The organism is Moraxella sp. CTOTU47579 (assembly GCF_032004885.1).
Taxonomy (GTDB): domain Bacteria; phylum Pseudomonadota; class Gammaproteobacteria; order Pseudomonadales; family Moraxellaceae; genus Faucicola; species Faucicola tetraodonis.
Map to the genome: position 1 here is coordinate 14,256 of NZ_DALZOJ010000011.1, position 23,286 is coordinate 37,541.

Sequence of the window (23,286 nt, forward strand, 5' to 3'; positions counted from 1 at the left end):
ACCCCAACCTCGCTAACCGACACTATGCCAACTAGCCGTAGCCTAAGTCAAGGCAAAAATAGTCAAGGGAAAAATCAGCGCAACCGTGTAGGCAAATCAGCAAACGATGATTTGCCCACCCACTTAACGCCGCATGAGGAAGTGACTGCGCTCAACACGGATGACCAAGCTTTGGTAGATCGCTGGCTTGCTGAGCTAAGTAGTAAGCGTTATAGCGCGGCGACTATCAAAAGTTATCGCCAAGCGCTACAGCCTTTTTTGGCGTATTGCTATGAGCAACAGACCGAGCTTTGTCACATCACCCGTCAGCAGTTGTCAGACTTCCTAATTCAACGATTGGATGTCGATAAAATATCCAAATCCAGTAGTCAATATGAACTGACCGTGTTGCGTCAACTTTATAAATGGTTGATTGCTCAGCAGCTGATGACACTAAATCCCACCACGACCATACGTCTCAAACGCGCCCCGAGACCCTTGCCCACATTACTTGATATCGATATATTATCCCAGTTATTAGACCAAGCTGCGCCAGAAGATAGCCATGAAGCGCGGTTATGGATTCGCGATAAAGCCATGCTAGAATTACTGTATGGCAGTGGTTTACGGGTTGGCGAGCTAGTGGGACTCAATATGTCTGATATCGACAAATCACAGCGGCTGTTACGAGTACTGGGTAAAGGCGGAAAAACGCGCATCGTACCGATTGGCGAAAAAGCCTGGCAGGCACTCATCAACTATTTGCCGCATCGCTCGCTGTGGGTGGAGGAGCAAGACCCTGCGGTATTTGTCAGTGAGCGTTATGGGACGCGTATCTCAACGCGCACCGTGCAGCTGCGTATCAAGCTACAGGCTAAACGAGCAGGCATCGCACAAGACTTATACCCGCATTTGCTAAGACACTGTTTTGCGTCACATATTTTAAGTGATAGTGGTGATTTGCGTGGCGTTCAAGAACTGCTAGGACACAGTGATATTAGTACCACACAGATTTATACCCATTTGGATTTTGGGCATTTATCGCAAGTGTATGACAAAGCGCATCCCCGCTCACGACGATAGCGCACAATAGTAGGCAGGTTAAGCAGTAATATTAGGCATGGAAAAAATATTAAGCCTAGCCACCTTAAGCTTAGCCATATTAAGCATTTACCGCGCGAGTCAAATGCTCAGAAGTACGGCGAAGATTAAGGCTCAAGATAATCGCTAAGCCACGCAGCATCTCAACACCGATACGAGGATAATCTGATAAAAGTCGCTCAAAGTCAGCGCGGGACAAGGTGACAAGCGCACACAGGCTGGCGGCTTTAATGGTAGCGGAGCGAGTTAATAAATCTAACAGTGCCATTTCACCGGTACTTTCGCCCGCCCGAATTTCACCGACTTTAATTTCTACCCCTGAAGGGCTGTATTTAATGACTGATAGCTCCCCAATCAGCAAAAACGCCATAAAATCGCCATGCTCGCCTTCCGTAAATAATACTTCTTGCGGACTCAACTGTTTAAAATGCAATGAGTTCTCGACCACTTGAAACATATAAGGATCAAGACGGCTAAAAATTGGGCTATTCTTTAAATATTCAAAAAGTGGATTATCCATTTTTCGCTTAAGGGTCGTTAGATATTATTTGCTATGATATTCAATTTTTGACATTCGAGCAACGCAATATTCTGCCGAGTTATTTGCTGCGCATCCGCATCAAAGTCAGCAAAAATCACGCTCGGCGCTTGTTGGTAAAAGGTTGTCTTATCAGCAGTTTGGTCAAGCTGTTGGCGATTATCTGACTTAGGCAGCCAGCTTGCTGCTTTGGCGGATAAAGGTAAATGCGCTAAATTGTTAGTGATATCAAAATCTCGGGTTACTGCATCATTTGCTGCGTCGGTTGCTGCATTGATTTTTTGTGTCAAAACGCGCTCACCATCACTGCTGATAAATTCGCTATGCCCCCAAGTGCTGCGAACGTTGCTAGGCGCTGAGGGATTGACCACATGGTCACCCGTCTGACCTGCGCCAATGACCATGCACTGACTATCGAGCGCCCTTGCGGTGAGTAGCGCATGCCAATGTGCTTTCCCTGTTTGGTAGGTAAACGCCGAAGGCGCGGTCAATATATCTGCGCCTAGTTCGCGTAGTTTGACCGCAAGGGTGGGGAAACGAATATCAAAACATACCATCATGCCGACCTTGCCAAACTCGGTATCCGCCACAATGAGCGCATTACCGGCTTCGAAGGTTCTACCTTCATCATAGTTGCCTGTGCTATCATTGACGGTGGCTTTGAACAAATGAATTTTGTCATAGCGCGCTAAGCAGTCGCCAGCAGGGTCAAATAATAGTGAGCTTTGCCGAAGTTTGCCGTCAGCCACAGGCGTACCATCAGGTCGATACGGGCAGGGCAAGGTTCCTGCCAGCAGATACACACCGTAGTGACGGGCAGCCTGTGCCGACCAAGCTTTTAAGGCATCAAAATATTGACTGGCAAAACCCTGTTTGCCAAAACAAAAAGCGTTTTCTGGCAAAATCACCATGCGGGTGCCGCGTTCACTGGCAATTTTAATACCTAATTCAATAGATTGAAGATTTGCTAAGATATCGGTCTGGCTATTGAGTTCAATAATCGCAAATTTTGTCAGTTTTGTCATGGTTTGATTTCGTAAGCAAAAAATTTAGGGAAATTTGTGGGTGCTGCAGCTAAGTAAAGCTAAGCACAGTTAAGCTAAGTGCAGATAATTAATATACGGCTGAATGTCAAAAAATACTAGCATATCTTGTTGAAACAATACTAAACTAGCAACCTAGCAGAGCATGAACACACCATAGACACACCATCTAAACTAACCTCATTAGAGTAAGGCTTAAAAAAACGCGTTATGAAAATTGGTATTGGGGCAAAGCTAACGACGGGGATGACACTCACCCCGCAAATGCAGCAGGCAATTCGCTTGCTGCAATTATCGAGTCTTGAGCTTGAACAAGAAGTGCAGCTTAAACTCGATAGCAACCCTATGCTTGAGCGTGAGGAAGAGTGGGAGACGTCTTATGACGACGCCGATAACCTACCCGATGGCGAAAAATATCCAGAACAAGACATGGATAACGACTATGATGATGACTATCAAGTAGAAGGTGTTGCGTTGTCTGAAGTTGATTGGGATGACTATACCCATCATGAAACTGAGGGGTTGGAAGATTATTTAGCGTCGGATGATGTTTATCCTGCTTCTGCTAGCGAAGATTATCCCGAGCACAGTGAACCTTCGGCAGTGCATGAGTATGCAAGTCATAGCCCAAGTGATAGTTACAGTGACAGTGACAGTTATGGGGACAACAATAGGGACAGTTATGCAGACAGCGATTATCGCTATGATGAGGAATTTGGCTTAGACAGCATTGATAGTAGCGAGCATCTTAGCAGCCAGCAAATCGATATGCCTGTGGATGCGCAGTGGGATGATATCTATAGCTATGAATCTTCGGCAACCACGGGCATTGATAGCGAAGACAGTCAGGATGATTATAAGCTTGCCACGCAAGGAAACATTCAAGATTATGTCCGTTGGCAACTGAATTTAAGACGGCTCTCCACCATCGATATGCTGATGGCGGAGTATCTGATTGATAGCATGGACGAGCGCGGTTTTATCACGTTATCGAATGATGAGCTATTTCAAAGTTTTGATACCATGTTGTCATTTTATCAAGTTGAAAACGTGGACTTGGCGCTTGAAGACATTGAACTTGTGGTTAAGCAAATACAAAACTGCGAGCCACTGGGCGTTGGTGCAAGAAATTTGGCAGAATGCTTGCTGATTCAGCTCAATAAATTGCCGAGTGATACCCCCTCTTGGCAAGCAGCCAAGCAAATTTTGATGCATTCAGAGTTTTTTGCCAACAATAACATCAATGCACTGCTTAAATCATCCAATCTTGATGTCTCTGAGATTCAGCCTGCCCTTGCCTTATTGCGCACATTAAACCCCAATCCTGCACTGTCTTATGAAAAATCACAGCGCCAGCTAGATAAAGGCATTGAAAGCTACGACATTCCTGATGTCATTGTTGTGCAGCGAGGGCAGCATTGGGAAGTCAGCCTAAACCCAGAAACCTTGCCAAAACTGCGTATTAACCAAATGTATGCCAAGCTTGTCAGTCGCAATGACAACAGTGAACAAGGCGTCTATCTAAAAGAGCAGTTGTATGATGCGCGGCTGTTTATCCGTAGTATCGAAGAGCGTAATCAAAATCTACTAAAAGTTGCAACCTGTATCGTCAAACGTCAGCAGGCTTTTTTTGAGCAAGGCGTCATGGCCATGCAGCCGATGGTACTCAAAGATGTGGCAGATGAAGTGGGCCTACATGAGTCAACCGTTTCTCGCATCACTACCAGCAAAACCATCGTTACCCCCAAAGGGCTATTTAGCCTAAAATATTTCTTTTCCAGTCAAGTCAGTAGTGATGAGGGGGAAGGCGTTTCTTCAACTGCTATCAGTGCGATGATCAAGCAAATGATTGAGGCAGAAGACCCCAAAAAACCGCTATCTGATAGTAGTATTATGAAGCACCTGCAAGATAAAGGCATTGATATTGCCCGTCGTACCGTGACCAAATACCGGGAAGGTATGAACATCGGTTCTTCTACGCAGCGTAAAGTGCGGTTTTGACCGCAGTGTTGGGCTTAGAGGGTCAGTCAAAATCCTCTCTAGCTGAATTCTCAAATTTAACTAAGCCGTCAAATATAACTAAATTTTTAAATTTAGCTCAACTTGCAAGTTTAACTCAACGCTCGAACTGTTAACAAATCTCTTGGTATTTTGCTAAACACCAATGATTGATAGCATGCCCACCTTTTTGCATAATGGATTCATAAGGGATAAACCTTTGACGCAGTAACATGGCTCTTTTAGCAACTTATCTTGGTACACGGGTATGCTTGAACACTATAATTTGATTTTACTTTTTTTAGGGTTGGCGTTTTTAATCGGGGCATTTTTTCCTGTGCTACCGCGCAAGCTTTCGATATCCTTGCCTATGCTACAAATTACCTTTGGCGCACTGCTAGGGTATTTTTTTATGGGGCTGCCTAGAATTAATCCGCTTAATTATGGCGTTCCTATCGAAAAAGTTACAGAAGTGGTGGTGCTGATTTCGTTGGTCGGTTGTGGTATCAAACTTGATAGTCCGCTCAATTGGAAAACTTGGCAACCGACCTTAAGGTTGTTGGTGATTGTGATGCCAGTGGGTATCGCCGCGATGGCATTGATGGGGCATTATATTTTTGGACTCAGTATGGCGGCGGCTATTTTGCTCGGTGCGGTGCTAGCGCCAACCGACCCTGTGCTAGCGGCAAGCATCCAAGTCGGTCCACCCAACTCCGAACGACAGGAAGATGTGACCCGATTTACCCTCACCTCAGAGGCGGGTCTCAATGATGGACTGGCATTTCCGTTCGTGTATTTAGCGATAGCCATTGCTACGGCAGTGTCTCTCAATCAAGGTTTTGGTGTAGAAGATTGGCTGCATTGGTTGGGTTATGATGTGTTATGGCGAATCATCGCAGGGGTGGTGGCGGGTTACTGTGTCGGTAAGTTTTTGGCAAATTGGCTATTTACTAAGGCATATCCCGATAAAGTCGAGCAAAGTTATATGGTGTTAGCCTTGATGTTACTGGCTTATAGCATCACAGAGTTTGTGCATGGTTATGGTTTTATTGCCGTATTTGTCGCCGCGTTAACCCTTCGGCGCTCAGAATGTGAACATGAATATCATGAAGGCTTGCATGATTTTGCTGAGCAAATTGAAGGTTTGCTGATGTCGCTCGTGATGGTATTTTTGGGACTGCTAGTGGGTCAAGCGTTAGCGAGTGATGTTACTCTTAGCTGGCAAGTGTATGTGGTATGTTTGGCGTTTATATTTTTGATACGTCCCATCGTGGGTTATTTTAGCCTAGGTAAACTGGGGATGAGTCGCAATGAACGCTGGGTAACGGCAGGACTGGGCATTCGTGGGATTGGTACATTGTATTATATTGCCTATGCGATGAATAAGGGCGTATTTACCAGTGATGAAGCGCTAAAAATTTGGGTGATTTGTGTGGTAATGATTGCGATGTCGGTTTTTTTACATGGGCTAACCGCCAACCGTTTATTAGCCATGACCAAAAATTAGTGTAATGCAAAAATAAAAAAGCGGGTGAGTTACCCGCTCCTTTTACGCTGATATGATTAGCCACCACCCACCGCTTGCACTACTTCAATGTTCATACCATCTTGCAAGGTGACATTTGCCAATTGGCTTTTTGGAATCAATTCACCGTTGATTTCAACAGCAAAACGACCTTGGGTTTGCCCCATTTCATCCAATAGTTGTAAGAGATTTTGATGTAACGTTTGTTTGACGTCACCATTTAAAGTCACTTGTGGCATTATTTCGCTTCCTGTTTTGTTACGCTTTCTGTCATGGTTAAATAAGGTTAAACTGATGAAGTGTGCTTAGCAACACTAATCGCAAGCCAAATCCATGCGATAATAAACAGCGTGCCGCCAATCGGGGTAATGGCACCGAGCCATCGTGGCATGCCCAAAGCCATCAAATATAGTGAACCTGTAAAAAACACAATACCCAGTTGCATCACCCACGCGATAGTAGGAGAGGTGAGGTTTATACGCAATAACATACCAACAATCAACAACCCAAGCGCGTGATAAAAAAAGTATTGCGTACCAGTTTGCCACCAAGCCATTTGCTCGGCTGACAAACGCGGTTTAAGCCCATGTGCGGCAAACGCCCCACAGGCGACCGCCACTGCCATATTTATCGCACCAACACTTAACCAATTCATGACGTTTAATCCAACTGCAAATGGGTATTGGCTAACATGGCTTCTTTGATTTTATCCATGGCATTTTTTTCAATTTGGCGTACCCGTTCCGCGGAGATATTATACTCCGCCGCCAACTCGTGCAAGGTCGCTTTTTGCTCATTGAGCCAGCGCTGCTGTACAATATCCCGCGAACGATCGTCCAAATCTTCCATCGCTTCCATCAAGGCTGAATTGTTATTTTCTTCCCAATCAGCATCTTCTACCATATCGGCTGGGTCAGCCGCATCTTCTAAAAAATACTGCGGTGCATAGCGACCTTCGTCTTCATCATCACTTTGTGCTTCAAACGATGCATCATACGAAGTCAGACGGCTTTCCATCTCTAGCACTTGCTTGACAGTAACATTTAAGTCTTTGGCAATCGCTTCGGCTTCTTCCAGCGTTAACTGGTTGTTGGTTTTTTTCAGTGAGCGCAAGTTAAAAAACAGCTTGCGGTGCGCTTTGGTGGTCGCGACTTTGACGATACGCCAGTTGCGAATCACAAACTCATGGATTTCAGCTTTGATCCAATGCACCGCAAAAGACACCAAACGCACGCCTTTGTTTGGGTCAAAGCGTTTCACCGCTTTCATCAAGCCGACATTGCCTTCTTGAATCAAGTCACCTTGTGGCAAACCATAGCCAGAGTAACTGCGCGCAATGTGAATCACAAACCGCAGATGCGACATAACCAGCAGTCGTGCTGCTTCTACATCCCCTTCGTCAGTATAGCGATGCGCTAGCTCCTGTTCTTGCTCTGCCGTCAAAATAGGAATTTGATGAACCGCGTTGATATACGCGCCTAAATTTACCCCAGGCGCAGATAGCGCAGTCGGCATGGTAGGAACAAGGGCATTGGTCATGGCTTTCTTTTGACGGGATCGCGATGCAGTCTTACGTGGTTTTTCAGCAAACTCATCGTCATAGTCGTCATCATCCTCGTCCACCAACTCATCATAGTCATCATAACTATCAGGGAGCTGTGCAAGGTCGATATCGTCGTCGCCTAAGCTATCAAAGTCTGGCTCGTCAAATTCATCGAGTTCGTCGTCATCGATGTCATCAAATGCAGCGTGTGGATCGTCACCCAGCTTAGCGTCAAGCTTGGTCGATTTTTTTGCGTTGGCAGTCTTTTTTATTGTCGTTGTTTTGGTCTTTGTAGCCATGAAATAGCCTGTCAATTGTCCTTTAATTTCTGTTATTTAGTATGCCTTAAAGCCAGCTTTTTTGTAAGAGGCGTTTAGCAATTTTTGGTTATGATCGAGTGAAAGATTGTGTCTGTTGTATTTTCAGACGGTATGATTGATGTGTGCTGTACGAGTGTATATCCGGCATGCTGACAAAAAGCTGCGATGTCACGCTTGCTGTTAGGGTCGGTTGCGGTCACATACACCGCATGACCCAACGCGGTCTTTTTTAGTGCCATTTTAAGTTTAAGCAGCGGCATCGGGCAGGCGAGTCCTTTACCATTTACATAGTGCTCAATTTGAGCATTGATGTTGAGATTGTTATGTTCGCCTGAGCGAAACAATCCCCAATCTTGGCAAAAGGCGTCATCTGAGAGTAAGGCAGGATTTAGCGTAATCTGAGAAGAATCCGTCATGGTAATAAAATCGCTACTGGAAAATTTAAAGTGTGTTAGGTGGTTATTATAGGCTAAATTACAAGTGTAGACGATTGAGATAAATCAAAGTTAGCATTATATTTTTGAAAATCTAACCTTTATCCTGTACTTAGTGGTCGGTAGATTGCAGCAAGATATCATTACAAAATTTGGCTTTTTAAAGCTGCTGAAATTTGTATATTGAGCAGTATTATTTAGCATTTGCCTTTTTTTTAAACACCATTTTTTAACCACCATTCTAAGCTAATTCGCTGTCAAAGGTCGCGCATGCCCATCAATCCATTTGCTGGTTATTTATCTGCTAGTTATTTATTAAGAAAAACGCTCATAGTAGCTATATTAAGTACCCTATCAACAGCGGTTTTTGCGTTAGATAACTTCTCCTATCAAAGTGCGCCTGCTTTTAATCCAGTGATGATGGCAAGGGCTGAGCCTACCCAAGTCAATGGCCAATTAGCCGCTATGGACAATGGGCAAGCGCTCATCGATACCGAGCAAAATCGCCAAGTCGGTGAGTGGGCGCTTCGACAAATCAACGGCAATGCAGCGCTGATAAAAGACCCTTGGTTGCAGCAATCGCTTGAACAAATTGTGTGGCAAATCAATGCGGTAGCAGGTCTCAACGCACCCATGGGGCTAGTGATTATCAATGACAAGCAAATCAATGCCTTTGCAGTACCGTCTGGGCTTATCGGCATCAATGTCGGTTTGTTGGATAAAGCTAAAAGTCTGGATGAAATAGTGAGCGTCGTCGCGCATGAGATTGCTCATGTCAGCCAGCGCCATTATCAACATCGCAATGATGAAAAAACCAAACAGCTACTGATGCAGGCAGGCGGTCTTTTGGCGGGCGTCGCAGCATCCAAAGTCGGGGATGGTGATGCCGCTGCCGCTGTCATGCTAGGCTCTCAGGCGATGTCTGCCAACGCTGCTGCTTCCTATAGCCGCGGTCAAGAGCGAGAAGCCGACCGTATTGGCATGCAAATCATGAACCAAGCGGGCTATGACGTCAATGCCATGCCCAGTTTCTTTGCCACCCTAGACCAACAAAACCCTGTCAAAAGTAACACCTTGATTCCCAGTTTTATTTTAAGCCATCCGCTCACCGCAGATAGAATCAGTGAAGCAAGGGCGCGAGTCGCAACTTACAAGCGTGATAGCCAAGCTAATATGGCATCAAACCGTTATCAATCTATTCAACAGCAGCGTGCGCAACTGTTTGAACAAATCCAGTGGCGTGCTCGCTACTATGGCTATCTAGTAAACAAAGCCGATTTGGAACAAGGGGCGAAAACCAGTGAAGGTGCCAAGCTTGCGCTGATTAATTATTATCTTGATAACGGACAACCCAAAGCGGCACAAAGCTTAATGCAGGATTTTGACAAGGACATCAATACGCTCGCCAATCCCCTAGCAGTCGTGACATTTAGCCAGTTAGCGGCGCAGCAAGGCAATGTCGATGTGGCAATCGCTAAATTGCAGCAACTCGCTTCTGTGTATCCTGAGCGCACAGATGTGCCACGCTATCTAAGTGACATTTATTTAAAATATCGACCTACTGCAGAAAGTGGTCAAAAAGTATTAGCGCTGCTTCAACCCTTATCCAAGCAAAATCCCCGTGACGTCATGGTGTGGGATCGATTACAACAAGCCAGTCAACTACTTGCAAAACATCGTAGCGGCGATGAGCAACTGATTCATCGCATCAATACGTTACGCTATCGCGCGTATAGCGAGTTATGGCGCAATGAGCTAAAAGACGCGGTGACATCACTCACCCAAGCCAAATCGTTAGCAAAGCAGCTACCTAGTAACCAATCTTTGCTAGCACTGCTGAATCAGCAAATCAACCAAGTACAAGACGCCAATCAGTTTAAACCATCTTAACGATTAGACGGCTAACGTAGGTTCATTATCCGTTGGCTCATCCTGCTCCGGTAGCGCCAACCAACTGGCAAGTTTCAGTGACAGTTCTTCGAGACCAATTCTATCTTGGGCAGAAAATAATTGAATACTAAACGGCAATTTTAATTTATTAAGCTGATTGCGGGTTTGCTGTAACGTGTTTTTGGCAGCACCATATTTGAGCTTATCGGCTTTGGTTAATAGCACATGAACCTCAAGCTCACCGTCTTTTGCCCAGTGTAGCATTTGCTCATCAAAGAATTTTAGTGGATGGCGAATGTCTGTGAGCAGCACTAAACCTGCGAGGCTTTTACGCGAAATTAGGTATTTTTCCAGCTCTGACTGCCATTCTTTTTTCATCGCCTCGGGCACGGCGGCATAGCCATACCCTGGCAAATCCACCAACCGCTGATCCAAATTGCCCATATTAAAAAAGTTAATCATTTGGGTGCGACCTGGGGTTTTGGAGGAGCGGGCTAACTGGCGCTGCTGGGTCAATGCATTAATGCAAGAGGACTTACCAGCATTTGAGCGGCCAGCAAAAGCAACTTCGCGACCCGTATCGGCAGGACACAGTTTGAAAGTAGGGGCAGACAGCATAAATTGGGTTTGATGCAACCAGCGTTTTGCCGCATCACTATCGTCAGTAATCGCAGTCGGCGCAAGGGTGTTAGTAAAATCCATCATCAGCACATAATCTTAATGTTAAAGCGCTATTGTATCAGCAAATACCCATAACCCAAAATTTTGAGCACTTGCTACCGCTGTTTTGTGAGATATTTTTTGTAGTGAAACCCGCTTGCCAACCTGCAAATGACTTTTACATGATTATCGAGTTATGGCATAATAATCAGCCATATCAATTATTCGATTATGGTTTTAATCATGACTGTCACTGTAATCGACAAAACCCTCGGTGTTTTAAAATCATTTAGCTAACTTAAATGCCGTATTAGCCATATGATTAGCGTTCATTAATAGGGTAGCCTACAAATTTTGCAGACAAGCGCATGGTTGTCTTGCTATAATATTGTAACTTAGTAGATACATTCACCAGTGTTAAAGCAATAAATATATATGATGATAACTGGGTGTTGCTTTGATATTGTAAGTAATGCCTTTGTCGCTAGCTCATTGTGAGTCATAACCAACACGCTTTAGTAGGAATTGTTACCGATGAAAAAAATACTCACTGCCGCAAGCCTTTTAATTGCCAGCGTAAGCGGTTCTGCAGCTGTTACCGTACCAAAATATGACATTGCCAAAGGTAAGGTTATTGCTGAATCAGTTTGTGGTGCTTGTCATGGCGTCAATGGTGTTAGTAGTGTTCCTGCACAGCCTAACCTTGGCGGACAAAACGTTAAGTATCTCTATAAACAGCTAACCGAATTCAAATCAGGCGCGCGTGTCAATCCTATTATGTCATCGCAAGTGGCAAAATTAAATGACCAAGACCTGGCGAATGTGGCAGGTTATTATGCAAGCCAACCACGTTGGGGGGTAGGTTATGCCAATCCTGCTTACGCTCCCGTGGCACAAAAATTGTATTATGGTGGTAATAGTACACGCGGTGTGATTCCTTGTGCAGGCTGTCACGGTGGTAAAGCCAATGGTAACGATTTAGCCGCTTTTCCACGTATTGGGGGTCAGCATTCAGCCTATATCGCGACCCAATTAAAACTATTCCGGGCGGCAGGTCGTGAAGACGAGGTGACCGACCCATCACAAGTGCGTGTGAATGATGCAGCTAAGAAAGGCGATAAAGGCATGATGCAAATCGTAGCCTCAAAATTATCGGATAACGATATCAAAGTATTGTCTGACTATATCAGCGGTCTACACTAGCATCTATTGAGGTATAATTTAGCCAAGCTTAGCGCTTGGCTTTTTTTATTGTCTAAAATGACCTAAAAGAATCGTAAATTCTAGTGGTAAATAAAATTTTGGCAAAAGGCCAGGCATAAAAGCAGGTATAAAAAAAGAGCCACCGAAGTGACTCTTTTGTATGCTTGCTAACGATTAGTCGTTAACTTTAGCAACAACACCCGCACCTACAGTACGGCCACCTTCACGGATTGCAAAGCGTAAGCCTTGGTCCATTGCGATTGGGTGGATTAGCTCTACGTTCATTTCAACGTTATCGCCAGGCATTACCATCTCTGTACCTTCTGGTAATTGGATTGCGCCAGTTACGTCAGTGGTACGGAAGTAGAATTGTGGACGGTAACCATTTAAGAATGGGGTGTGACGACCACCTTCTTCTTTTGATAGTACATATACTTCTGCGTCAAATTTGGTGTGTGGTTTGATTGAACCTGGTTTAGCCAATACTTGACCACGTTGTACGTCTTCACGTTTGGTACCACGTAGTAGGACACCACAGTTCTCGCCTGCACGACCTTCGTCTAGCAGTTTACGGAACATTTCAACGCCAGTACAGGTGGTTTTTGCGGTTGGTTTGATACCAACGATTTCAATTTCTTCACCAACTTTGATGACGCCTGATTCTACACGACCGGTTACGACTGTACCACGGCCAGAGATTGAGAATACGTCTTCGATTGGCATCAAGAATGGTTTGTCAATCGCACGTTCTGGTTCTGGGATGTAGCTGTCTAGGGTGTCAAGTAGTTCTAGTACGGCTGGTTCACCGTATTTGCCTTCGCCACCGTTTAGGGCTTCTAGGGCAGAACCTTTGATGATTGGGGTGTCATCGCCAGGGAAGTCGTAGCTTGATAGTAGTTCACGTACTTCCATTTCGACGAGTTCTAGTAGTTCTTCGTCATCAACCATGTCACATTTGTTCATGAATACCATGATGTATGGTACACCTACTTGGCGTGATAGTAGGATGTGTTCACGTGTTTGTGGCATTGGACCGTCAGTGGCTGATACAACTAGGATAGCGCCGTCCATCTGTGCGGCACCGGTGATCATGTTTTTAACATAGTCAGCGTGGCCAGGACAGTCTACGTGTGCGTAGTGACGTGCTTGGGTGTCATATTCAATGTGTGAGGTGTTGATGGTGATACCACGGGCTTTTTCTTCAGGGGCTGAGTCAATTGACGCGTAGTCTTTGGCTTCACCACCGTTGTGTTTTGCTGCTACGGTCGCAATCGCAGCTGTTAGGGTTGTTTTACCATGGTCAACGTGTCCAATGGTGCCTACGTTAACGTGTGGTTTAGTACGTTCAAACTTGGCCTTTGCCATAATTTAATCCTCTTTTGTTAATATTAACCTAATGCTATTAGGTCATTTACTTTATTATCAACGCTTATAGGTTATGAAAATTTGACCCATTAAATTTAACAGGTCAAATTAGCTAACTTATAATTTTTTTCAGTGTCGAATAGGATAGAAGAATTTGATTGGGTTTAACCATCAAATTGCCCATCAAATTTATTCGTCATCATCTTTATGAGTGAATTTTTTGATGATTTCATCAGCAACGTTACGTGGTGTCTCAGCGTATTTTGCAAACTCCATTGAGTAGGTTGCACGACCTTGAGACATTGAGCGTAATTGGGTTGCATAACCAAACATCTCGGCTAGTGGTACTTCCGCACGGATTTGTTTAACGCCGCCAAACATATCATCCATACCTTGCACCATACCACGGCGACGGTTTAAGTCACCCATGATATCACCCATGTAGTCTTCCGGTGTCTCAACTTCTACTTTCATAACTGGCTCAAGTAGAACAGGGTTTGCATTCATAAAGCCTTTACGGAAGGCCATAGAACCTGCCATTTTGAACGACAACTCATCTGAGTCAACGTCATGGTATGAACCATCATACAGTGTTGCTTTAATACCAACGACTGGGTAACCTGCAAGAACACCATTTTTCATACGTTCTTGAATACCTTTGTCTACCGCACCAAAGTACTCTTTTGGTACCACACCACCAACCACTTCTTCAGCAAATTCATATTCTTTGCCATCAGCCGTGTCAAGTGGCTCAAGACGTAACCATACGTGACCGAATTTACCACGACCACCAGTTTGGCGTACGAATTTACCTTCTTGCTCAACGGTGTTACGAATCGTTTCACGGTAAGCTACTTGTGGTGCACCTACGTTGGCTTCAACGCTAAACTCACGTTTCATACGGTCAACAAGAATTTCTAAGTGCAGCTCACCCATACCGCTGATGATAGTCTGACCAGATTCCTCATCGGTGTGAACACGAAATGAAGGGTCTTCTTTTGCCAAACGGTTAAGCGCGATTGACATTTTTTCTTGGTCAGCTTTGGTTTTTGGTTCCACTGCCAATGAAATAACAGGATCTGGGAATTCCATGCGCTCAAGCGTAATGATATTGTTTTCGTCACATAGCGTATCACCTGTGGTTACATCTTTTAGACCTACAAATGCAACGATGTCACCTGCACGAACTTCATCCACTTCTTTTTGTGAGTTAGCGTGCATCTCAACGATACGGCCAATACGCTCACGTTTCATTTTCACTGGGTTATAAACAGAGTCACCTTGTTTAGCAACACCTGAATAAACACGGACGAAGGTTAAATTACCCACGTATTTGTCATTCATGATTTTGAACGCAAGACCAGCAAATGGTGCATCATCCGATGATTCACGAGTCGCTTCAGTTTCGGCTTTGTCATCTAACACACCTTTGATCGCATCAACGTCATTTGGTGCTGGTAAGAATTCGATAACCGCGTCAAGCATACGTTGTACGCCTTTGTTTTTAAACGCAGTACCACAAAGCATTGGTTGAATTTCGCCCGCTAAGGTACGTGCACGTAAACCTGCTACGATATCTTCACGTGATAAATCACCTTCTTCTAGGTATTTATCCATCAACTCTTCTGAAGATTCAGCAGCTGCCTCAACCATGTTGTTGCGCCATTCATCGACGATATCAACCAAGTTAGCAGGAATTTCTGCATATTCAAATTTCATACCTTGAGAAGCGACATCCCAAATAATGGCTTTCATCTCTAAAAGGTCAACAACCCCTTCAAAGGTATCTTCTGCACCGATTGGCACAACCACAGGTACTGGGTTACCACCAAGACGTTGTTTTACTTGGTCAACAACGCGGAAAAAGTTTGCCCCTGTACGGTCCATTTTGTTTACGAACGCAAGACGCGGTACTTTATATTTGTTTGCTTGACGCCATACTGTTTCTGACTGAGGCTGTACACCACCAACCGCACAGTAAACCATACATGCACCGTCAAGTACACGCATTGAACGTTCTACTTCAATGGTGAAGTCAACGTGACCGGGGGTGTCAATGATGTTAATGCGATGCTCTGGGAATTGATGACCCATACCAGACCAGAAACAAGTCGTTGCCGCTGAGGTAATAGTAATACCGCGCTCTTGTTCTTGTTCCATCCAGTCCATGGTTGCAGCACCTTCATGCACTTCACCTAGCTTATGGTTTTTACCTGTATAAAACAAAATACGTTCAGTTGTTGTCGTTTTACCCGCATCAATATGTGCAGAGATACCGATATTACGGTAGCGATTCAAGGGTGTTGTACGTGCCATAGTTAATTCCTAAGGACTAAAGATTAAAATTATTCCATTATCAATAAACAGTTATGTCTTAAAATGAATAATAATTAGTTTTAACGTTTGATTGAAAGATCGACAACCAACTAGATAAAAGAAAGCCTTACTCTTGACATAAGTGCTGTATGATAAGAGCTTGCCATGACAAATGCATGACAAGCTTGTTTTTCAATATGCAATATTGGGCTAAATTTGCAAACTTCAAGTCACCCAATATCATCTATTTTATTATAAGCTAATTGCTACCTAGGTGATAGCAATCAGTATCAATTAGAAACGATAGTGTGAGAACGCTTTGTTTGCGTCAGCCATACGGTGAACTTCGTCACGTTTTTTCAGTGCATTACCTTTGCCATCAGCCGCGTCTAGCAATTCACCTGCTAAGCGTAAAGCCATAGATTTTTCAGAACGTTTTGCAGCCGCATCAACTAACCAACGCATTGCTAATGCAGTACGACGGGAGGGACGTACTTCCATAGGAACTTGGTAGGTCGCACCACCCACACGGCGGGCTTTTACTTCCACCATTGGGCGAACTCTTTCTAACGTATCTTCAAAAAACTGGACAGGATCAATGCCCGAGTTTTTTTCTAAAACACGGTCTAATGCACCGTATACGATTGATTCTGCAACTGACTTTTTACCGTCAACCATCACATGGTTGATGAATTTAGCAAGTGTTTTGCTACCAAATTTAGGATCTGGTAGGATTTCACGGGCAGCGATGACACGACGTCTAGGCATGATAATTTCCTTGTGTATTCAGGGTAGTCTGGTAGCTAAGCGGTTGCTTTTCACCAGCCTTACTGCATAGTATTATAAAACTATAATCAACTATGCAAACAATGTTAAAAAATGGGGTAAAAAACGGCTAAAATTATGCTTTAGGACGTTTTGCGCCGTATTTTGAGCGGCCTTGTTTACGATCTTTTACGCCGGCACAGTCAAGTGCGCCACGAACTGTATGGTAACGAACACCCGGTAAGTCTTTTACACGACCACCACGGATAAGTACAACACTGTGCTCTTGTAGGTTGTGACCTTCACCACCGATGTAGCTAGATACTTCAAAACCTGACGTCAAACGTACACGGCATACTTTACGCATTGCTGAGTTTGGTTTTTTTGGTGTGGTAGTGTATACACGGGTACACACGCCACGGCGTTGTGGGCAAGCTTTTAAAGCTGGCACTTTTGATTTTTCAGTAATGGTATTGCGACCTTTACGAATTAATTGATTTGTAGTTGCCATAAGGCACTCTCTCCCGTTTGTTGTCAAAAAATCTCTAAAAACCGCTAATAAGCTATTTTTAGGACAGCGTATTATAGAGATTTTTATTGGTTTTATCAACTAAAAAATTACCTAGATGATGTATATGATGATTGTTAGCAAAATTTGAAGAAAAGTAGGGGAAGGCAAATTATCAAACATTGTGCTTATCAAGCACACTGGGTTCAAACCCACTGTGAATCACATCACAACAGACTAAAATAAAAAAGACCAAAACTAAAAGAACCAATGCGCTAACTTTGAAAACCTTATCGGTTAAAAATCAACGTATTGATTCTAGCTCAGTTATTATTTATGGTTATTCTTCAGTCGTATGCGTCAACTTTGGCGCGGGGGCAAATACCGACATCGCAATTTCAATCACTTCATTGATAATAATATTGTTGTAAGCCGTACCCAAGCCAACCGCAGTGAGTGGAATGACTTTATGTAAAAAACCGAAATTAAACTGCTCAATGTTGATATTAAACTGCGTCGATAGTTCTTCTAGTTTGGTTAATATCCCCATCGCTGATTGGCTGTCTTCTTCGGCAAGTACTGCCGCTCTATATTCTTCAATCGACTGGTCGGTCATCGCTTCAAATATACCCAAGCCTGCGAGCAAAGTTTGCTTTTCTTGCAGTTTATTGAGATCCACTTTAGCTAAAATTTCATAAGCGATGGCGATACCTTGTTGTCCTGTCAACGGACGGTCATAAATTGCACTGATTTGAAAAATCGTCCGCAAACACACCGCCAACAACCACATTGTATCTATCAAAATACCTGGTAAACCTGCCAAGTTACTAAGTCCGCCTAGGGCAGCTAAAGTACGGTTTTGATCGCCAATACTACGGGCTAAGGCTTGTCGCTCACTAGTAGCCAAAGTGTCTTTAAAACGCGCATCACGCGCCAAATCAAAATTCGCCCAATTTTGCGACAGTTTACCGACTTGGGAAAAAACCGCATCTGTTGCTTTATCAAAACTTGCCTTGGGGATTAGTGAGGTCGCCATTTTGGTATAACTGCCAAATGGGGTTTTACCGAGTAGTTTTTTTGATAGTTTGGGAATATGCTCATGAAACGCATTTTTATCGTTTGATAAGGCTTGTTGAAGGCTGTCAAAGTCAATATCTGCTAGGTGTTTGGTTTGTATTGTGTCTTTTGCGCTCAGTTGTGCTAGTTTGTGACCCAGCGCTTCAAAGACACGGCGGCTAATAGAAGTAGAGGCTGACATAAGAGTTATCCTTGATGTGATGCTTTTTTATTGGAAAATACTGTTGTAGTAAAACAGCGTAAAGAAAGTGACCGCACTTTTCAACTTTAATGCGTAAAGAGACGTTACACAATGATATCTTTTGTCGATTTAGTTGAATGTTGTGCGTGTAGCTATATTGGATTAAGACAACATAACTAACCATAGTCGTGGTCTAAGAAATATTTTGTAACATTTTTGGGGAAAAACTAGGCAGGTGAAATTCAGAGGGGTACAATAGCGTGATATTTATCATCAATTGATTAAACCAAAAGGAATGGTATATGCAGCGCGTTGTAATCACAGGGGCAGGACTTATCTCGTGTATTGGTAATGACTTAGCCACAGTCAGCGAGTCGCTACAGCAAGGCAAATCGGGCTTGGTATTCAATCCGATTTATCAAGAAAAAGGCTTTAAAGCCTGTGTCTCAGGTAGTATTGATGACGATAACCTAGATACCTCGCATATCGATCGCAAACTTAAACGCTTTTTGTCAAAAGCCAGTTTATACGCCTATCTAAGTGCGCTACAAGCAATCGAGCAAGCAGGATTGTCATTAGCAGATATTGCTCACAATACCAATATTGGCGTGGTAGCAGGTTCGGGTGGGGCATCGAGTGCCGATGTGGCGGCAGCGGTCGATGCAATGCGTGAAAAAGGCTTGCGCGGTGTCGGCGCCATGGCAGTGCCAAAAACCATGGCAAGTACGGTATCAGCCAGTGTTGCAACGGGGTTAAAGATTGGCGGGGTTAGCTACTCTATTGCCTCAGCTTGTGCGACCTCAACGCATTGTGTGGGTCATGCCATGGAGCTGATTCAATTGGGTAAGCAAGACATCGTGATTGCAGGGGGCGGCGAGCAAGAAGACTGGACACAATCTTGTATGTTTGATGGTATGGGTGCGATGAGCACACAATATAATGACAAGCCGCAACTCGCCAGTCGCCCTTACGATGCAGATCGAGACGGCTTTGTGATTGCCGGCGGTGGTGGCATGGTGGTGATTGAGAGCCTAGACTCTGCGAAACAACGCGGCGCGACTATTTTGGCAGAGATTGTTGGCTATGGCGCAAGCTCTGATGGGGCGGATATGGTGGCACCCAGTGGGGTAGGTGCGGTCAACTGTATGAAACAAGCGCTTAAACAAGCAGGCTTAAACTCCGTTGACTATATCAATACTCATGGCACTAGTACGCCGATTGGGGATATCACTGAGCTTGAAGCGATTCGCCAAGTGTTTGGAAGTGAGTTGCCACCGATTAGCTCGACCAAATCAATGACAGGTCATAGCTTGGGTGCGGTAGGGGTGCAAGAATTGATTTATTGTTTATTGATGCTCAATCAAGGCTTTATTGCGCCCAATATCAATATTGAAACCTTGGATGAGAAAGCCACAGATTTTGATATCGTCCGTGAAACGCGTCAAGTCAATTTAAACACTATAATGACCAATAGCTTTGGCTTTGGTGGTACCAATGCAAGTTTAATCATCAAAAAGTTTGTTGAATAAATACTGATGGACGATCATAATTGATAAAAATAGGCGATGACAGTTACCCGATTGTTATCGCTTTTTTGACGCTAAATATAATCATAAAGGTAAAGCATGTACCCAATGCCAAGTTTACAACATCTTGTGCCCTCTCAACTCATCACCCTGTTACAGCAGTTTAATACGACAAATAATCAAGCAATCTATCCGCTTTGGCTCAATAACGAGGGTCAAAATGTTATTGGTTTATTGCCCAAAACAATATTTGAAATACATTCTCAAAATCAGCTATATCAGCTTACCCAAAATCGTCAAAATTGCTCATTCGACGATTTTGGGTACTGTGATACCGTGATTAATACTGGGGCTGATACTGCCACTAATAGGGCAGCTAAGGCTATTGATATTGGCGAATTAACTGCTGCGCTTGAGGCTTATCAACAGCTATCACTTAAGCAGTCTGCTATCCAACATACGGCTAATGTGGGCTACCAAGATGGCTTGATGGGATTTATTAGCTACGATTTATCAGCGCATCATTTAGCAAATGCAAACCATGTGCAAGCAAGTGCAACTCACGGGGAAGCCAGTTACTTAACGCCCAATCAGCCGCAGCTATTTTTGGGACATTATGATATTTATTTGACCTATCAGCACCAGAAGTGGCATTTACATACCACCACTGAGGAAGCCATGGCGCAAGCCGTCAATATCGAAAACTGGCTAAATGATTTAGTCAGTGACGCCCAGCTTCCTACACCAAAGCCGCTTAGCTTGTTACCTTTATGGCAAAAATCTGCGTATAAGCAAGCCTTTTACAAAGTCCAAGACTACCTAACAGCAGGCGATTGCTACCAAATTAATCTTACTCAGTGCTGGCAAGGTCAGTTGTCCAATCAGCAGTTGGTGGATTATCTACCAAGCTTGCATTACTCGACTAACGCCCCGTTTGCAGGCTATCTTGGGTTAAACAATTTTGAACTACTAAGCTGCTCGCCCGAGTTATTTTTTACTTTTGCCAACAATGCCCAAGGCGAAAATTGCATCATTACCAAACCGATAAAAGGTACACGCCCACGTGGACAAAATGTAGCCGCTGACCAAGCCAATAAAAAGGAACTTGCCCGTAGCGAAAAAGACATCGCCGAAAATGTCATGATTGTCGATTTGCTGCGCAATGATTTGGGAAAATATGCCAAGACTGGAACGGTAAAAGTTCCAAAACTGTTTGATATCGAAAGTTTTAGCAATGTGCACCATATGGTGAGCACTATCACCGCCACCCTCAAAGATAACATCAGCCCTTGGACGGTATTGCTTGAAAGTCTGCCCGCGGGCTCAATCACGGGTACCCCCAAAAAGCGCGCGGTAGAAATCATCAATGAATTGGAAGCCAAACCGCGCGGGGCTTACTGTGGTACCATGGGGTATCTCAATTTTGATGGCACAGGGCAATGGAATGTGCTGATTCGTACGCTACAAGCTTCAGATAGTAATGTCAGTCTGTGGGCAGGCGGCGGCATCACGATTGCGTCAGACTGTGATGCAGAATACCAAGAATGTTTTGATAAAGTAGGAAATTTACTAAAAATTTTGCAAAATGACGGTTAACAAAATTTGCCATCAAGTGCGGTATTGAGTTCAGCTGCACTGATGGGCACGCTTTCGTCCTCAAATGGATTAAACACTAGCTCAATATCATAAAAGGCGATATGGGTATCCACAATCGCCAATTTTTTGCGACCCAGTTTTTGGCTAAATGCCAATAACTGTGCTTGATGAGCAAAGCGATAAGTCACCACCTCGCCTGTCTCGATATTTTGGCATTTGATAAAAAACTGCATGCTAGGGTCACTCACAGCGGTCAAACCAAATTTGTTAAGGTATCTAGTAAGCGCTGATTTTGTTCTGCCGTACCGATGGTGATACGCAAATAATCGCTAATTTTTGGTTTGTTAAAATGACGAACAATCACCCCTTGCGCCCGCAATTTTTCAAATACCTGTATGGTTTCCCCCATTAAAGCAGGTGGTTTGGCAAACACAAAGTTGGCTTGTGAAGGCAAGACAGTAAAGCCTAATTGGGTCAAAGCTTGCGTGACATCATGGCGTAGTGCGATGACTTTTTGGTTGCAGGCAACAAAATAATCGTTATCTTGTAAGCTGGCAACTGCACCTGCTTGGGCAAGGCGATCTAGGGGATAGCTGTTAAAACTATTTTTATAGCGATTTAATGCTTCAATGAGTGAGTGATTGGCAAACGCCATGCCGACACGCAGCCCTGCTAACGAGCGAGACTTTGAAAAGGTTTGGGTCACCACTAGGTTATCATATTTATCAATCAAACTGACGGCAGAGGCATTGGGTGTGTCTGCAAAATCGATATACGCTTCATCAATCACAATCACCGCATTGCGATGTTCTTGTAGAAGTTTTTCAATATCCGCCAGCGGCAAAAGCACCCCAGTTGGTGCATTGGGATTGGCAATAATAATACCACTACACGGGCGGCGATAGTCATCAACATCAATGCTAAAATCGGCTTTGAGCGCAATGGTCACCAAATCCACGTGGAAAGTATCGGCATACACAGGATAAAAACTGTAACCAATATCAGGGGTTAATACCGAACGGTCTTTGACAAAAAAACAAGCAAAAATATGCGCCAAAACTTCATCAGAACCATTACCGACAAAAATTTGATTGGGGGCTACCTGATAAACTTGTGCCATCACCGCACGGAGTTCATCGGATTCTGGGGCGGGGTAGCGCTTTAAATGATCGGCTTGATTGAGCAAAACTTGTGCGATGGCTTCAGCGACTTTGGGGGAGGGTGGAAAAGGGTTTTCATTGGTATTAAGCTTACACAGATTGTCATGCTTGGGCTGTTCACCCGGTGTATAGGGCGTTAGGTTGCGAATCAAGGTACTCCACAGTCGAGTGTTAATTTCGGGTGTTGCATCTGCGTTTGAAGTAAGCGTATCCACCATGACAAATCCTTACAAGATAATCAATGTGTTAAATCAATGTGGCCAGTCAATTTGCTAAGTCAATTTACCAAACCAATGCGCCAAAGGCTGGCACAAACAATACATAGTAGCATAAATTGGTTAAAAATTTATCTACCGCAGCCCACTAATATCATAAAATTTGGGCTCAACGGTTGAGCAAGACGGATAGACAGTGAATTTTTAGCCGTTATGTGAATAAACCGTGCGCTGGCTTGACGAATATGTTAAAAGATAACCTTTTAACTCAAGCCCGTTAAACTAAGCCCGTTAAAATAAGCTTATTAAATCACCCGTGCTAATAGATTACCTAGTTAAAATT

General features: G+C 44.0%; 21 protein-coding genes. 7 read left to right on the forward strand and 14 right to left on the reverse strand.

Annotated elements, in window-relative coordinates:
• Positions 1-24 precede the first annotated feature (24 nt).
• A complete protein-coding gene (xerA, locus tag RTP55_RS08450) occupies positions 25-1,062 on the forward strand; it encodes a site-specific tyrosine recombinase/integron integrase (RefSeq protein ID WP_312385559.1) in 1,038 nt (345 codons plus the stop codon).
• Between the two features lie 79 nt (positions 1,063-1,141).
• Here the strand turns inward: xerA and RTP55_RS08455 are convergent, their stop codons facing one another.
• Both RTP55_RS08455 and RTP55_RS08460 read right to left on the reverse strand, forming a co-directional pair.
• Positions 1,142-1,600: a cyclic nucleotide-binding domain-containing protein gene (locus RTP55_RS08455; protein ID WP_312385560.1), complete on the reverse strand. Its 459-nt coding sequence runs from the start codon at positions 1,598-1,600 to the stop codon at positions 1,142-1,144.
• 17 nt (positions 1,601-1,617) lie between these two features.
• Positions 1,618-2,643 (reverse strand): nitrilase-related carbon-nitrogen hydrolase, encoded by a 1,026-nt coding sequence (locus RTP55_RS08460; RefSeq protein WP_312385561.1) that lies wholly within the window; start codon positions 2,641-2,643, stop codon positions 1,618-1,620.
• Positions 2,644-2,871: 228 nt separating this feature from the next.
• Here RTP55_RS08460 and rpoN point away from each other — a divergent pair, with 228 nt between their 5' ends.
• Positions 2,872-4,662: an RNA polymerase factor sigma-54 gene (gene rpoN, locus RTP55_RS08465; protein ID WP_312385562.1), complete on the forward strand. Its 1,791-nt coding sequence runs from the start codon at positions 2,872-2,874 to the stop codon at positions 4,660-4,662.
• A 265-nt stretch (positions 4,663-4,927) separates the two neighbouring features.
• Complete coding sequence (locus tag RTP55_RS08470; protein ID WP_312385563.1) at positions 4,928-6,166, forward strand: cation:proton antiporter; 1,239 nt, start codon at positions 4,928-4,930, stop codon at positions 6,164-6,166.
• A gap of 56 nt (positions 6,167-6,222) precedes the next feature.
• Here RTP55_RS08470 and thiS read toward each other — a convergent pair whose 3' ends face one another.
• The 4 genes from thiS to RTP55_RS08490 all read right to left on the reverse strand — a co-directional run bounded on the left by thiS (position 6,223) and on the right by RTP55_RS08490 (position 8,463).
• A complete protein-coding gene (gene thiS / locus RTP55_RS08475; RefSeq protein ID WP_060995472.1) occupies positions 6,223-6,423 on the reverse strand; it encodes a sulfur carrier protein ThiS in 201 nt (66 codons plus the stop codon).
• A 47-nt stretch (positions 6,424-6,470) separates the two neighbouring features.
• Positions 6,471-6,839 carry a DUF423 domain-containing protein gene (locus RTP55_RS08480; RefSeq protein ID WP_312385564.1) on the reverse strand — a complete coding sequence of 123 codons (369 nt, stop codon included), beginning with the start codon at positions 6,837-6,839 and terminating at the stop codon, positions 6,471-6,473.
• 5 nt (positions 6,840-6,844) lie between these two features.
• Positions 6,845-8,026, reverse strand: coding sequence for an RNA polymerase sigma factor RpoH (gene rpoH / locus RTP55_RS08485; RefSeq protein WP_312385565.1), 1,182 nt, complete (start codon positions 8,024-8,026; stop codon positions 6,845-6,847).
• 74 nt (positions 8,027-8,100) lie between these two features.
• Positions 8,101-8,463 carry a sulfurtransferase TusA family protein gene (locus tag RTP55_RS08490; RefSeq protein WP_312385566.1) on the reverse strand — a complete coding sequence of 121 codons (363 nt, stop codon included), beginning with the start codon at positions 8,461-8,463 and terminating at the stop codon, positions 8,101-8,103.
• Between the two features lie 288 nt (positions 8,464-8,751).
• Here RTP55_RS08490 and RTP55_RS08495 point away from each other — a divergent pair, with 288 nt between their 5' ends.
• Positions 8,752-10,371, forward strand: a complete 1,620-nt coding sequence (locus tag RTP55_RS08495) for a M48 family metalloprotease (protein ID WP_312385567.1) — start codon at positions 8,752-8,754, stop codon at positions 10,369-10,371.
• Between the two features lie 3 nt (positions 10,372-10,374).
• Here RTP55_RS08495 and yihA read toward each other — a convergent pair whose 3' ends face one another.
• A complete protein-coding gene (gene yihA, locus RTP55_RS08500) occupies positions 10,375-11,076 on the reverse strand; it encodes a ribosome biogenesis GTP-binding protein YihA/YsxC (RefSeq protein ID WP_312385568.1) in 702 nt (233 codons plus the stop codon).
• 489 nt (positions 11,077-11,565) lie between these two features.
• Here yihA and RTP55_RS08505 point away from each other — a divergent pair, with 489 nt between their 5' ends.
• Entirely contained in the window at positions 11,566-12,234 is a 669-nt protein-coding gene (locus tag RTP55_RS08505; protein WP_312385569.1) for a c-type cytochrome, read from the forward strand.
• Positions 12,235-12,408: 174 nt separating this feature from the next.
• Here the strand turns inward: RTP55_RS08505 and tuf are convergent, their stop codons facing one another.
• The 5 genes from tuf to RTP55_RS08530 all read right to left on the reverse strand — a co-directional run bounded on the left by tuf (position 12,409) and on the right by RTP55_RS08530 (position 18,446).
• Positions 12,409-13,599, reverse strand: coding sequence for an elongation factor Tu (tuf, locus tag RTP55_RS08510; protein ID WP_007117403.1), 1,191 nt, complete (start codon positions 13,597-13,599; stop codon positions 12,409-12,411).
• 189 nt (positions 13,600-13,788) lie between these two features.
• Positions 13,789-15,915: an elongation factor G gene (fusA, locus tag RTP55_RS08515; protein WP_219334243.1), complete on the reverse strand. Its 2,127-nt coding sequence runs from the start codon at positions 15,913-15,915 to the stop codon at positions 13,789-13,791.
• Positions 15,916-16,209: 294 nt separating this feature from the next.
• Positions 16,210-16,683, reverse strand: coding sequence for a 30S ribosomal protein S7 (gene rpsG, locus RTP55_RS08520; RefSeq protein WP_050325821.1), 474 nt, complete (start codon positions 16,681-16,683; stop codon positions 16,210-16,212).
• 133 nt (positions 16,684-16,816) lie between these two features.
• Positions 16,817-17,191: a 30S ribosomal protein S12 gene (gene rpsL / locus RTP55_RS08525; protein WP_007116468.1), complete on the reverse strand. Its 375-nt coding sequence runs from the start codon at positions 17,189-17,191 to the stop codon at positions 16,817-16,819.
• 337 nt (positions 17,192-17,528) lie between these two features.
• The gene (locus RTP55_RS08530; RefSeq protein ID WP_312385572.1) at positions 17,529-18,446 is read right to left on the reverse strand and encodes an EcsC family protein; all 918 of its coding nucleotides are present in this window, start codon (positions 18,444-18,446) and stop codon (positions 17,529-17,531) included.
• Positions 18,447-18,748: 302 nt separating this feature from the next.
• On the opposite strand from RTP55_RS08530, the gene RTP55_RS08535 reads away from it, so the two are divergent.
• Positions 18,749-19,975 (forward strand): beta-ketoacyl synthase N-terminal-like domain-containing protein, encoded by a 1,227-nt coding sequence (locus RTP55_RS08535; RefSeq protein WP_096489217.1) that lies wholly within the window; start codon positions 18,749-18,751, stop codon positions 19,973-19,975.
• A 105-nt stretch (positions 19,976-20,080) separates the two neighbouring features.
• On the forward strand, positions 20,081-21,568 hold the full coding sequence (locus RTP55_RS08540; RefSeq protein ID WP_312385573.1) for an anthranilate synthase component I family protein: 1,488 nt from the start codon (positions 20,081-20,083) through the stop codon (positions 21,566-21,568).
• On the opposite strand, the gene RTP55_RS08545 is transcribed toward RTP55_RS08540, so the two are convergent.
• Positions 21,565-21,801, reverse strand: coding sequence for a hypothetical protein (locus RTP55_RS08545; protein WP_227716800.1), 237 nt, complete (start codon positions 21,799-21,801; stop codon positions 21,565-21,567). The genes RTP55_RS08540 and RTP55_RS08545 overlap by 4 nt on opposite strands.
• Before the next feature lie 20 nt (positions 21,802-21,821).
• Positions 21,822-22,946, reverse strand: a complete 1,125-nt coding sequence (gene hisC, locus RTP55_RS08550; RefSeq protein ID WP_219331568.1) for a histidinol-phosphate transaminase — start codon at positions 22,944-22,946, stop codon at positions 21,822-21,824.
• Between the last annotated feature and the right edge of the window lie 340 nt (positions 22,947-23,286).